General features: G+C 56.8%; 11 protein-coding genes. 6 read left to right on the top strand and 5 right to left on the bottom strand.

The genetic code is table 11. The features are described 5' to 3' along the window. The first annotated feature begins 2 nt into the window (after nucleotides 1-2). Nucleotides 3-1,010, top strand: coding sequence for a fimbrial protein (locus NNN71_RS12070; protein ID WP_271458575.1), 1,008 nt, complete (start codon nucleotides 3-5; stop codon nucleotides 1,008-1,010). Nucleotides 1,011-1,097: 87 nt separating this feature from the next. Here the strand turns inward: NNN71_RS12070 and NNN71_RS12065 are convergent, their stop codons facing one another. Next, a complete protein-coding gene (locus NNN71_RS12065; RefSeq protein ID WP_271458574.1) occupies nucleotides 1,098-1,589 on the bottom strand; it encodes a winged helix-turn-helix domain-containing protein in 492 nt (163 codons plus the stop codon). Between the two features lie 271 nt (nucleotides 1,590-1,860). Further along, entirely contained in the window at nucleotides 1,861-4,119 is a 2,259-nt protein-coding gene (locus NNN71_RS12060) for an FAD-dependent oxidoreductase (protein WP_271458573.1), read from the bottom strand. A gap of 62 nt (nucleotides 4,120-4,181) precedes the next feature. Here NNN71_RS12060 and NNN71_RS12055 point away from each other — a divergent pair, with 62 nt between their 5' ends. Further along, on the top strand, nucleotides 4,182-4,874 hold the full coding sequence (locus NNN71_RS12055; protein ID WP_223803986.1) for an IclR family transcriptional regulator: 693 nt from the start codon (nucleotides 4,182-4,184) through the stop codon (nucleotides 4,872-4,874). Here NNN71_RS12055 and NNN71_RS12050 read toward each other — a convergent pair. The 3 genes from NNN71_RS12050 to NNN71_RS12040 all read right to left on the bottom strand — a co-directional run bounded on the left by NNN71_RS12050 (nucleotide 4,846) and on the right by NNN71_RS12040 (nucleotide 8,466). Beyond that, nucleotides 4,846-6,177 (bottom strand): MFS transporter, encoded by a 1,332-nt coding sequence (locus NNN71_RS12050; protein ID WP_163447180.1) that lies wholly within the window; start codon nucleotides 6,175-6,177, stop codon nucleotides 4,846-4,848. The genes NNN71_RS12055 and NNN71_RS12050 overlap by 29 nt on opposite strands. Nucleotides 6,178-6,564: 387 nt before the next feature. Further along, a complete protein-coding gene (locus tag NNN71_RS12045; RefSeq protein ID WP_223803987.1) occupies nucleotides 6,565-7,455 on the bottom strand; it encodes a dihydrodipicolinate synthase family protein in 891 nt (296 codons plus the stop codon). A gap of 123 nt (nucleotides 7,456-7,578) precedes the next feature. Further along, nucleotides 7,579-8,466, bottom strand: a complete 888-nt coding sequence (locus NNN71_RS12040; RefSeq protein WP_163447182.1) for a MurR/RpiR family transcriptional regulator — start codon at nucleotides 8,464-8,466, stop codon at nucleotides 7,579-7,581. A gap of 321 nt (nucleotides 8,467-8,787) precedes the next feature. Between NNN71_RS12040 and NNN71_RS12035 the strand changes: the two genes are divergently transcribed. From NNN71_RS12035 to nanQ, 4 genes are read left to right on the top strand one after another with little or no spacing between them, the layout of a single operon-like run. Next, nucleotides 8,788-10,278: an MFS transporter gene (locus NNN71_RS12035; RefSeq protein ID WP_271458572.1), complete on the top strand. Its 1,491-nt coding sequence runs from the start codon at nucleotides 8,788-8,790 to the stop codon at nucleotides 10,276-10,278. Between the two features lie 50 nt (nucleotides 10,279-10,328). Further along, entirely contained in the window at nucleotides 10,329-11,018 is a 690-nt protein-coding gene (locus NNN71_RS12030) for an N-acetylmannosamine-6-phosphate 2-epimerase (RefSeq protein WP_271448095.1), read from the top strand. Beyond that, nucleotides 11,015-11,890 carry an N-acetylmannosamine kinase gene (gene nanK, locus NNN71_RS12025; protein WP_271458571.1) on the top strand — a complete coding sequence of 292 codons (876 nt, stop codon included), beginning with the start codon at nucleotides 11,015-11,017 and terminating at the stop codon, nucleotides 11,888-11,890. The genes NNN71_RS12030 and nanK overlap by 4 nt, the downstream gene beginning before the upstream one ends. Beyond that, nucleotides 11,887-12,354 (top strand): N-acetylneuraminate anomerase, encoded by a 468-nt coding sequence (gene nanQ, locus NNN71_RS12020; RefSeq protein ID WP_163447187.1) that lies wholly within the window; start codon nucleotides 11,887-11,889, stop codon nucleotides 12,352-12,354. The genes nanK and nanQ overlap by 4 nt, the downstream gene beginning before the upstream one ends. The last annotated feature ends 263 nt before the right edge of the window (nucleotides 12,355-12,617 follow it).

Raw genomic sequence — 12,617 nt, 5'->3', positions numbered from 1 at the left:
TGATGATGAGAGGATATGCTGCAACTACGGCGCTGTTTGCTTTGTTCATGGGCTCGAGCAACGCACTGGCGACTTGCACGCTGCAAAATGGAGGGAAGGCCGGAAGCGTCTCGGTCTCCTTTTCCACCGAAACCTTTGATCCGGGCGTGAGTGCGGGGACACAGAAACAGACGCGCGCGATCAGCAATGGCACCATGGCGGCGGCGATGGGCATTAACTCATCGCTGCGTATTGCCTCCTGCAACGGAGGAGAAAGTTTTATGATGACGGACAGTTCCTATACGTTGCGGTTGGGATATTCGCCGGGAGGTACCGGTTATATTGAGACCGGTATTCCTAATCTCTACATGTATATTGTGTTCGCCCAGGGCACGGCGACAGGCATCAAATTCCCGACAAACGCGGGCGGCGAATACAGTCGTATCGCGAGCTCGATTAATAGCGGTGCCGGGCGCTGGTCTGATATTGGCAATGCTACCGTTTATTTGTATCAGGCGGGCCGAATCTCGCAGGGTGGCGTCGTTCCTGCAGGCATATTAACCCGCTGGCGCACCTCCGATGGCGTGAATATGGTTGATATCATGCTTAACAGCTTTGTCGTCAACGTTAAAAGTTGTCAATTAACCAACAGCACGCCATCAGTTTCCCTGGGGGATGTGCATGTCTCGCATTTTAACGGCGTCGGCAGTAGCGCTGGCAGTACGGGCTTCACGCTCGGAATGAACTGTGACTCCAGCATTAAACCGACGATTACGTTTACCGGGATATCGACAACCTCAGGAAGCGTCTTGCCGTTAAACAATCCTGATGCCACCACCACCGCTAAGGGCGTTGGCCTGGAATTACTCTATGGGCAGAACAAAGTGACGCTTGGAGAGGCGCTGTCGCTGGGCACCACCACCAGCGGGCTCAATAACTACGCCTTTACGGCCCGCTATGTGCAAACAGAAAGCAGCATCCAGGCCGGAGAGGCTAACGCAACGGCAAACTTTACGATCAACTACGAGTGATTATGCTGAGAAAAAATCACGGGTTAGGTACCGTTTTGAGCTTTTCTCATGACAATCGCTTTCAGCCTGTTTCTGTTGACGCCTTCACTAGCTGAATATCATGGCCCCCAGAATGAGGGTTAACAACACGTTCATGATAATCAGCGTGTATAGGATCCAGGATGAAAGCGTCGTGCTATCTATCCCCTTTTCATCGGGTTGCGTAATGAGCGCAATCCCCGCTTTATGATGGGGGGAATCTACGGGCAAAACAGCAAAGTTTGGACAAAGCTGAAACCCTCTGCGTGGGACGGTAATAATTGCTTCTTGTTCAATGCCGACTTTTTTCAGACGGTTACGTAGCTGATAAATATATTGATGGATAGTATTATTACTCATCCATTTTCCGCGGTCTCCCCAGATTTGATGGCTTAGATAAGGATAACAACATATTTCACCCTGCTTACTAATCAGCAATTTTAGACAGTGGCTGGCGGGTTTGCTCAGCGCGACTTTGCTGGAGAAACAAGGGGACGGCGAAAGCATGCCGGAAACAGGGTTGAAATAAACGTGGTTGTTCAGTAAGTATAAGTTTTTCATGGTAATACCTTATAATTATTTTAAGTATTAAGTCATGAAATTATATACGCTACAAAAGTTTTAACGGGGCTATTTTAAAAAGTTTACGTTCTCTTATGTTTTATGCCAAAACAGGTGTTATGGGCGAAAAATAAAATTGTTAAAGCCGGTCTTTAATATTTATGATGGCTAATGCGTTGTGCTTAATATATACGATTTAAAGATTAAAACCCCTCGCTCTGAAAAGAACGAGGGGCCGTTAAGGCTATTTTTGACGGTTTAGAATGCGCCGTTATTTTACGTTCAGCGAATAAACCGCGGGCACGCCCCCCGCCGATTTCACCAGCTCAAGGGTGATTTTTGACACTGTGCGCGGCGCTTCCAGCGTGTGCTGGCACACCGAGTGACGGTTGTCGCTCACTTCGGCAATCAGCGTATCGTCGGCCCACAGCCGATAGTGGGTGGTGCAATGCGGCGTGACCGCCTCTGCGTGGCCCATCTGTACGGTTTCCATCGCGTTATCAAAGTCGTTGTCCAGCATCAGCGTCAGCGACTGCACGGTCTGCGGCGTGTCCCACTGCCAGGTCAGGCGCGGCGCGGCGTCGTCCAGCGCGGGTGCCCAGCCATTAATCTGTTGTTCCGGGCGCAGACGGCCGTTCAGCAGGTTTTGCACGTTGTAGCAGCGCAGCGGCGCGGCGAACTGGATTGCGGGCATGATCTGGTGCGGGCGGCGGCGCGGCACCCAGAAATCAAACGCCTCGACGCCGTAATCCCCGTCCACCACCTGACGCGGGTGCTTGGCCACGCGGGCGTTCTGGCTGTTGAATACCGTCATGATACCCGGCAGCGCCACGTCGCTTAGCGCCATCTCCACCTCGCTGTTGCGCTCGAAGGCGATAAACAGATAGCGGTCAACGTCGCTCTGCCAGCCAAACTCAACGAGATATTCCCCGGCTTCCTGCACCGTTAACGTCCGTTCGTCGAGCAACGTATCGGCACAATAGTTGGCGGCCTTCTGGCTGCTCAACAGGCTGATGTTTACCGGCTGTGCGCTGGCGGCGCGCAGGGTAAAGCGCAGAGCCGGCAGCGCTTCACCGGCTTTGACCGGCAGCAGCAGCGCCATGCGTTCTTCCAGCGCCATCCAGCGGCCGCTGGCGGGGAGGGCGGTCAGCGCCAGTTCGCTGCTGGCGCTCACGCGCGCGCCGCGCGCCGGGTCGCGCAGATGCTGACGCGGAATGTAACAACCGGTTTGCTGGAGATGCTGCTGGAGTTTGTCGATGTGTTTGGCTTCCGCCAGCTGCGGCGCGCTGAGCTGATGCTGCTGACAGAGCGCGGCCGCGCGGCCCACCACTTCACCCAGCAGACCGCAGGTACACATCACACGGGCGCTGCCGAAGGCGACGTGAGAGGCGGAAATCAGGCGGCCGGTCAGGAACAGGTTATCCAGCGAACGGCTGTAGAGGCTGCGATACGGAATGGTGTAGGTGCCTTTGCTGTGGAACTGGCGGCAGCCGTCATGTTTGCTATAGACGCCGTCCGCCGGGTGCAGGTCGATAGACCAGCCGCCGTAGCCCACCGCGTCGTAGTGGTCACGCTGCTCGATGATGTCCTGCTGGCACAGCAGATGGTCACCGATAAAGCGGCGGCTCTCGCGTTTGCCGGGAATTGAACCGACCCACTCGATGGTCAGGTTTTCGGCTTCCGGGAATTCGCCGGAGTTTTTAATGTAGTTCCACACGCCCCAGACGATTTTCCACAGCTCCCATTTGATCTGCTCGCTGTCGTGGATGGTATCAAGGCGTCCGCCCCATTCCAGCCACCACAAATCGCAGCCGTTCAGCGTCGAGGTCAGACGCTTGTAGCGCGGAATAGCTTCAATGTCCTGCAAGGCAAAAGAGGGCGGCACGAACTTCACCGGTCCGCTGCTTTTGCGGGTGTAGAAATAGATAGAGTGGCCGAGCTTGTGGCCGAAGTTATCGCCGGGGGCCATTTTTTCGCCCAGTTCTTCAGCGTCTTCCGCGCCGACGCGGTACTCTGCGCCCGCCAGATGGCCCAGCACGCCGTCGCCGGTGGCGTCGCAGTACTGCGCGGCCTGAATGTGATAGAAGGTCTCATTGACGGCGTTAAAGCCGGTGGCTTCGGTAATGCGCTGGCCTTCGCGCTCAACGGCGTAAATTGCGGTGTTCAGCAATAGGGTGAGGTTCTTTTCGCGCTGCGCTAAATCCAGCAGCAGCAGGTCGAACATCATCGGGTTGCCTTCTTTATTGCGCCACAGGTTCTCTTCGAGAATCTCGCCCATAATACCGCCTTCACGCGACCAGCGGTTATTGTTACCCATGTGCGACGTTGCGCCGTTGGCCCACAGGCGCACTTCGCTGGAGGCGTTGCCCCCAAGCACCGGTCGGTCCTGCACCAGTACGACCTGCAAACCGTCGCGGGCGGCAGCGAGCGCGGCACATAGCCCGGCCAGGCCGCCGCCGGCGACCAGCAGATCGGTGCGTAGGGTCTGGTGGGGAAAATCACGTTCATGGGTTTGCTGGAAAATTTGCATAAATTGTAATTCCTGCCTTTCTGGCGATAAAATAATAGTCTTTAAAAAAACGGGATCCCGCTATGTCGTCTCAACCTAATCAAAGCCTTATCGACGGTATTCGCTGCCTGCAGTATCTGGTGTCCAGCGATCGGGCTATCGGTTGTCGCGAGCTGGCGCGGCTGATGGGCATTAACCCCACCCGCGTGAACCGTCTGCTGATGACCATGGCGGCCATCGGCTTGACCACCCAGGACGAGCAGCGTCGCTATCTGCCTGGGCCCGGTATTCACGCGCTGGCCGCACAGGCGATCCGCGGTTCAACGCTGTTTTCAAAAGCCCTCCCGCTGCTGGAAACCTACGCCCCGAAAGATATCGTGGTGGCGATGGGCGTCCTGTGGGAGGACCAGGTTATCTACATCTTCCACTCCCGCCCCGGCAGCCATATCAGCCAGGCGCTGGCGGGTTTTCACATGATGCCGGCCTGCGAGTCGGTCATCGGTATTGCGCTGCTCGCCGCCGAAGACGACGAGATGCTGGCCCAACGCTTTAGCGCGGAAGAGATGGCGCGCATTGCGCCGTACCTTCAGCAGCAGCGTCAGCTGGGCCATGTGGTCTGGCCGCACGACGACGGCGAAGTCTCTCTCGCCAGGCCGATTCAGTTCGGTTCACACAAGGCGGCGCTGGCTTTTGCCGGGATGTATGATCCCATCCCGGAACAGACCGCCGCGCGGCTGGCCGAACTCATCACGCTTTGCGACCGACTGACGGCGTAGCGTTGTCGCTGTCGAGGTCTATCTTGCCGACCACGAACAGATAAGAGCAGATCCCCAGACAGGCCAGTACGGCGATAAAACCGAGCGCTGGGGCGAAGTTATGCCCGTCGATCAGCGCGCCGATAGCGATTGGCACGACGATCGAAGAGAGCGCGCCGGTAAAGTTGAAGACGCCGCCCGCCAGACCAATCAGATGACGCGGCGCGAGGGCTGTCACAAACACCCAGGTAATTGTCGCCAGACCGTTGCCGAAGAAGGCGATGGACATAAACAGGATGATCAGCGTGGGGTCATCGGTGTAGTTGGCGCCAAGGATAAACAGCGTCAACGCCATCCCCAGAATGACCGGTGCTTTACGGGCAAAGCTGGCGGAGACGCCACGACGAATCAGACGGTCTGATACAAACCCTGCCAGCAGCACGCCGACAAACGCCGCGAGGTAAGGGACGGAGGCGACGTAGCCGGACTTAATAAAGTCCATATGGCGATACTGCACCAGATAGGTCGGGAACCAGGTCAGGAAGAACCAGAAGGTGGCCGAGATGGTGAACTGGCCGAAGTAGATGCCAATCAGCTTACGGCTTTTAAACATCAGCCCCAGATCCTGCCAGCTGAACGGACGCTTAGCGGCGTTCTCGCGGCTTTCCATGACCGCGCCGCCGTCGCGCAGGTGATCCAGTTCGGCTTTCGATACGGTTTTGTGATCCAGCGGATCGCGGTAGACGCAGTACCACAACACGCCCCAAATCATCCCCACCACGCCGGTGATCAGAAACAGCCCGCGCCAGCCGAAGAGATCCTGAATATGAAACAGCACCGGGGTCATCAGCGCCATGCCGACAAACTGGGCCGAAGAATAAATACCGATCGCCGTAGCGCGTTCCTGCTCCGGGAACCAGCTGGAGATCACGCGGTTGTTTGACGGCATCACCGGCGCTTCAAACGCCCCGACGCCCAGACGCAGGCCAACCAACGCGCCAAAGCTGTTGGCGACGGCGTGCAGCGCGGTAATCAACGACCAGATAAACAGCCCCACGCCGTAGACCAGGCGAGAACCGAGACGGTCGATCAGAAAGCCGCCGGGGATCTGCAATGCGGCGTAGATCCAGCCGAATGCGGAGAAGATAAGCCCCATCTGGAGCGGGGTAAACTGCAGCTCGCCGGACATCTGCGTGGCCGCGACCGAGAGGTTCGTTCGGTCCATGTAGTTGATAATAATATTAATAAACACCAGGCCTAGCACAAAGAAGCGTACCCGACCGGTCGAGCGGGCGGCAGATCTTGTTATCGGTTGTTCTGACATAGAGGTGTTCTCATCATTTTAAGGTTTAAAAGGTAAGAGGCGTCATATGATTGTTGTTAGTGTTTCTTTTATAGAAACACTTAGTCGGATGCAAAGTGAGATGTAAAGAAGTGTGATCTGTCTTGTATTTGTACAGCAATGAAATCGGTTTCAGGTGTTGGGATGGGGGCTCCCCCTCACCCTAACCCTCTCCCCAAAGGGGCGAGGGGACTGTACGGTGCGGTTGGTGAGATTAATGCAGGGTTTTGCCCTCTCCTGAAAGGGGAGGGGGACTGTACGGTGCGGTTGGTGGGATTAATGCAGGGTTTTCTCCCTCTCCCTTTCAGGGAGAGGGCCGGGGTGAGGGTTCAGCGCGCATGGCCTCCGCACAGGCGGTGACCGTAACCGTTAAAGAAATTCAGCCGCACGGAATTTCGCCAGCGCGTCCTGCTTTTGTTCCGCCGTCATCGGGCGGAGCGGACGGCGCGGGTCGCCCACGTCGATACCGTGCAGCTGCATGGCCAGCTTCCCGGCCGCCACGCCGCCGTACTGCACCAGCACGCGAATGATGGCGATCACTTTGTCCATGCAGGCCGCCACGTCCTGGTGGTTGCCCTGATTGAAGCTATCGATCAGGCGATGATACAACGGTGCGGCATAGTTATAGGTACTGCCTACTGCGCCAATCGCTCCGCAGGCGAGCCCCGCCGGTAAAAATTCGTCCACGCCGAAGGGAATATCGAACTGGCCGTTGTTAACGCGCAGGCAACGCTGGAACTCGTACATGTCGCTGGAGTTAAACTTCATACCGGACAGGTTCGGAATTTTATCCGCTGCGGCAATCAGGAACTGTTCCATATCGAGGCTCAGCCCGGACATTCCCGAGTGATAGTAGTAGAAACCCTTGGAGGGCGCGGCGGCGGCGTTAAGCCGGCAATATTCCACCAGGTCGTCGACGCTGGACGGTTTAAAGAAGCAGGGGCCAATAACCGAGGTGGCGAAAATATCTAACGTCTCCGCGTGGCGGCTTAGATCCAGCGAGTCGGCGATGCTCAGCGCGCCAGTATGGAGCGTAATGCTGAGCTTACCGTGGCTCGCCGCGACCCAGCGCTCGGCGATCTTTTTACGTTCAGCAACGGAGCAGTGGATGCCCTCGCCGGTGGTGCCAAGAACGTACACGCCCTTCACGCCCTGGCCAATAAGATGCTCGGCAATCTGATCAATGACCGGATAGTTTACTTCACCGTGGCTGTCGAAAGGGGTGTGCGGCGCAGCGATAAGACCTGTTAGCTTTTCCATGTAAACCTCAAGTGGTGTTTTTCTTCTTAACTAAAAGTTAAAATGAAGCATAACTCCACTTTGCGGACAAATGATACCCATAGAGAAAAACGAGAGTATCAGAGTGTGATCAGCCGCACTAAATTAGGCCTGACGAGGAACCGTTAAGGCGTCCATGGTGCGCAGTTTATTGGCCTTCGCCTGCTCCGGATCTTTCTGCACCAGCAGGGTGTAGATGAGATCCAGCACGAACAGCTGCGCGGTCTTGGTTCCGATGGAGTCACCCTGCAGGCGCCCCTGTCGATTACCATTAATCAGCGTAAAATCAGCGACTTTGCTCAGCGGTGAGCCCAGGTTATGGGTCAGCGCGACGGTGGTCGCGCCCGCTTCTTTAGCAAGGTGCAGCGCATGGGTGGTTTCCGGGGAGTGGCCTGAATGGCTGATGCCGACGGCGACATCGCCCGGTTTGAGCAGGGAAGCCTGCATGTACATAAAGTGATTGTTGGTGAGCGCATCCACGCGCATACCGATACGCATCAGCTTATGCTTCATATCTTCGGCGGTGACGCCAGACGCGCCCACGCCAAAAATATAGGCGCTGTTGCAGGCGTGCAGCGCATCGACAACCTGTTCGACCTGGCGCATATCCAGCAGATTCAGCGTTTCGGACAGCACGTTGGCAATCGCGCCTTGCAGCTTCAGACCAATCGTGTGGGCGTCATCGTTTTCCACCACTTCAGCGTCCAGCAGCGTGCTGCTGTCATCGCTGTCAACCATCGCCAGCTCAATGGCCAGCTCCATTTTGAAATTCTGAAAGCCCTTATAGCCCAGCAGGCGGCAGAAACGGATCACCGACGCTTCGCCAGCGTTGATCTCCTGTGAAAGATCGGCAATGGAAAGCTGCGTCACCTTATGGGGTGACGTCATGATGTAGTTGGCAATACGCTGCCCCACACGGGTCAGGCTACTCTGCATCGCCCCCAGAGTATCAAGTATTTTTCCGGCCTTAACCGGTGAGTTCGGACTCTCCATTGCTTCCTGCTCTTCACGCTGACTGAGTGGGTAATGATGGGGCAGCGCCTGCGGTCAGGCAAGAAAATCGGTGTAAAAACCGTGTAATAGCCGCCATTTTGCGCACACCTGTACCGATGACGACGGCATGTTGTGACGCAGATCGATTTTTTATCCTCCGTCATGCTTACCTCTATGATGGTGTTCACACATTTCAGTCTATGCACTTGTGGTGTTTTGCTTCCTGTAAAATTATTAAATGGAGTTTTACTTCATTTGGGTGTGTCGCACTCACTCTTTAGGCACGTAGGTATTGCAATTTGCTCATCACAGGAGAGCAACATGAGTGGAATAACAAAAGCCATTCCATGGTACAAACACCTTAATAAATCCCAGTGGCGGGCTTTCTCAGCCGCATGGCTTGGCTATTTGCTTGATGGTTTTGATTTTGTCTTAATTGCCCTGGTATTAACGGAAGTACAGAGCGAGTTCCAGCTCACCACCGTACAGGCGGCGAGTATTATTTCCGCGGCGTTTATTTCGCGCTGGTTGGGCGGATTGCTGCTGGGGGCGATGGGCGATCGCTACGGTCGTCGTCTGTCGATGGTCACCAGCATTATTCTTTTCTCTGTCGGTACGCTGGCCTGCGGCCTGGCGCCGGGTTACACCTCGATGTTTATCGCCCGTATGGTTATCGGTATGGGGATGGCGGGGGAGTACGGTTCCAGCGCAACCTATGTGATTGAAAGCTGGCCAAAACATCTTCGTAATAAAGCCAGCGGCTTCCTGATTTCCGGCTTTTCCGTCGGCGCGGTGGTGGCGGCGCAGGTTTACAGTCTGATCGTTCCTCTGTGGGGCTGGCGCGCGCTGTTTTTCATTGGCATTCTGCCGATTATTTTTGCGCTGTGGCTGCGGAAAAATATTCCTGAAACCGAAGACTGGAAAGAGCGTCAGGCGAATAAAAAACCGGTCCGTACGATGGTCGACATTCTTTATCGCGGCAAGCTGCGCCTGCTGAATATCGCGATGAGCTGCGCCGCGATCGCCGCGCTATGGTTCTGTTTTGCGGGCAACCTGCATAACCCGGCGATCATACTGCTGCTGGCGCTGGTGTGTACGGTGATTTTTGTCAGCTTCATGGTGCAAAGCAGCGGCAAACGCTGGCCAACCGGCGTGATGCTGATGGTCGTAGTGCTGTTTGCTTTCCTCTACTCCTGGCCGATTCAGGCGCTGCTGCCGACCTACCTCAAAAGCGAGCTGGGATACAACCCGGCGACCGTGGCGCAGGTGCTGTTCTTTAGCGGCTTTGGCGCAGCGGTGGGCTGCATTGTCGGCGGCTTCCTCGGCGACTGGCTGGGAACGCGTAAAGCCTACGTTTACAGCCTGTTAGCCTCGCAGATTCTGATTATCCCGGTATTCGCCATCGGCGGTTCCAGCATCTGGGGCCTGGGTATCCTGCTGTTCTTCCAGCAGATGCTAGGCCAGGGCATTGCCGGCATTCTGCCGAAGCTGATTGGCGGCTATTTCGATACCGACCAGCGTGCGGCAGGCCTCGGCTTTACCTACAACGTCGGGGCGCTGGGCGGGGCGGCGGCGCCGGTGATTGGCGCGCTGGTGGCGCAGCATCTCAGCCTTGGCTCGGCGTTGGGGTCGCTCTCCTTTGGTTTAACGTTCGTGGTGATTTTACTGATTGGCCTGGATATGCCGTCTCGCGTGCAGCGCTGGATTCGTCCGGAAGCACTGCGTACGCATGATGCTATCGACGGTAAGCCGTTTAGCGGCGCGCTGACCCGTCAGACAGACAAATCGGTTCCCGTTTGCGGTAAGCATTAATTACAGGCGCCCGGACGCGCCGGGCGCAAATTGAAGTTAAGGATGTACTTATGTCGTTGTTAGAGAATCTGGATACAAGCATTCAACAGCAGGGTGGGCTTATCGTTTCTTGCCAGCCGGTCCCCGGCAGCCCGTTAGATAAACCGGATATCGTGGCGGCGATGGCGCTGGCGGCGGTACAGGCGGGGGCCGTGGCGGTCCGCATCGAAGGCATTGAAAACCTGAAGGCGACGCGCCCGCTGATTAGCGTTCCGATTATCGGCATCGTGAAACGTGATTTGTCGGATTCCCCGGTACGTATTACCCCTTACCTTGACGATGTAGACGCGCTGGCACAGGCCGGTGCCGATATCATTGCTTTTGACGGCACTGACCGCGTACGTCCGACGGCGGTCGCGGAAATTATTGCCCGGATTCATCATCATCAGCGCCTGGCGATGGCCGACTGTTCCTCGCAGCAGGACGCCGCTGATTGTCACCGCCTCGGCGCGGATATTATCGGCACGACGCTTTCCGGCTATACCACCGATGTGGTGCCGCAGGATCCCGATCTGGCGCTGGTGGCGGCGTTAAGCGCTAAAGGCTACCGGGTGATTGCCGAAGGCCGCTATAACTCACCGGCGCTGGCCGCACAGGCCATGCGGCACGGCGCCTGGTCGGTCACCGTCGGCTCAGCGATTACGCGCCTTGAGCATATTTGTCAGTGGTATCGTGACGCGATCGTGGAGGAAGCGGTATGAGCACGCTGGCGATTGATATCGGCGGCACCAAGCTCGCTGCGGCGCTTATCGATCCCCGACAGCAGATTATCGACCGCCGGATTTTACCGACGCCCGCCAGCCGCACGCCGGAGGCGCTACGTGAGTCGCTGCGCTCGCTGATTGCGCCATTTGCCGGGCAGGCGCAGCGCGTGGCGGTAGCCTCAACCGGCATCATCCGTCACGGCATCCTCACGACGCTCAACCCGGATAACCTTGGCGGCCTGGCGCAGTTTCCGCTGGTAGATACCCTCGCTCAGCTGACCGGGCTGCCCTGTCTGGCGGTGAATGATGCGCAGGCTGCCGCGTGGGCGGAATATCGCGCGCTGCCGGGCGAGGTTCGCGACATGGCGTTTATCACGGTGTCGACGGGTGTTGGCGGCGGCATCATCAGTCATGGCAAGCTGCTCACCGGCCGTCAGGGGATGGCCGGGCATATCGGACATACGCTGGCCGACCCGCACGGGCCGCTTTGCGGCTGCGGGCGTCGCGGTTGTGTGGAAGCGATTGCCTCTGGACGCGGGATTAGCGCGCAGGCGGTTGACGCTCTCCACGGCATGACCGCGAAAGAAATCTATGCGCTACACCAGCAGGGGCATCCGCAGGCGACGTGCCTGATTGAGCGCTCGGCCCAAACCGTGGCGCGACTGATTGCCGATCTGAAAGCCGGCTATGACTGCGAATGCGTGGTTCTTGGCGGCAGCGTCGGTCTGGCGGACGGTTATTTATCCCTGGTCGCCGGATATCTGGCGCGAGAACCGGCGGCCTATCACACGCATCTTGCCGCCGCCCATCATCAGCATGACGCGGGGTTACTTGGCGCGGCAATGTTGGCAGAAGAGGACATCTTATGATTTTTGGCGATATTCGTTGCCCTGAGCGTGCCGGGTTACCTTCACCGCTGCTCGCGGCGCTGACCCTGGCCCTGAAGGCGGACCCGCAACGCTGTGAGCCGGGCCGTCACGCTTTGCAGGGGGAAGATATTTTTATGAACGTGATGCAGTTTATGACGCAACCTGCGCACGCTAAACGGGCTGAGCTGCACGCGGAATATATTGATGTGCAGATCCTGCTTGCGGGAGAAGAGCGCATCGAATTCGGGCTTGTTGACAGTGCCCGTCAGTGTGATGAATGGCACCGCGAAGACGATTACCAACTGTGTGATGAGATTGCGGGGCAGCAGTCGGTTACGTTGCAGGCAGGGATGTTTGCGGTGTTTTTCCCCGGCGAGCCGCATAAACCGGGTATTCAGGGAGAGACGCCCGCCGGGATAAAGAAAGCGGTAGTGAAAGTGCATCGAAAGCTGCTTGAGAGATAGGCTTTCGAACCATCCCGGTTCAGTCAGGCGAAGCGCCGCCGGGGTGGTTCGGTCAGCTAACCGGGTTCGCTTCCAGCTCAGGCTCTGGCGAACGCAGCAGCGCCCACAGAATAATCCCCCAATTACCGCCTTAAGCATCCCTTTCTTTTTTTGCTATACCTTACCGACTGTTCTGCCACATTTTTTTATATTTACATAGGGTGTCCAAAATCGGATACCTAAACATCGAGCCAATTTATTCTTAATTGGATAAAATACCAACC

Origin of the sequence: Kluyvera sp. Awk 3 (assembly GCF_028069715.1) — a bacterium.
In the GTDB taxonomy this organism is placed as follows: Bacteria; Pseudomonadota; Gammaproteobacteria; order Enterobacterales; family Enterobacteriaceae; genus Kluyvera; species Kluyvera georgiana_A.
Note: the sequence above shows the minus strand (reverse complement) of the source record. Positions and strands in the feature narration are given on the sequence as shown.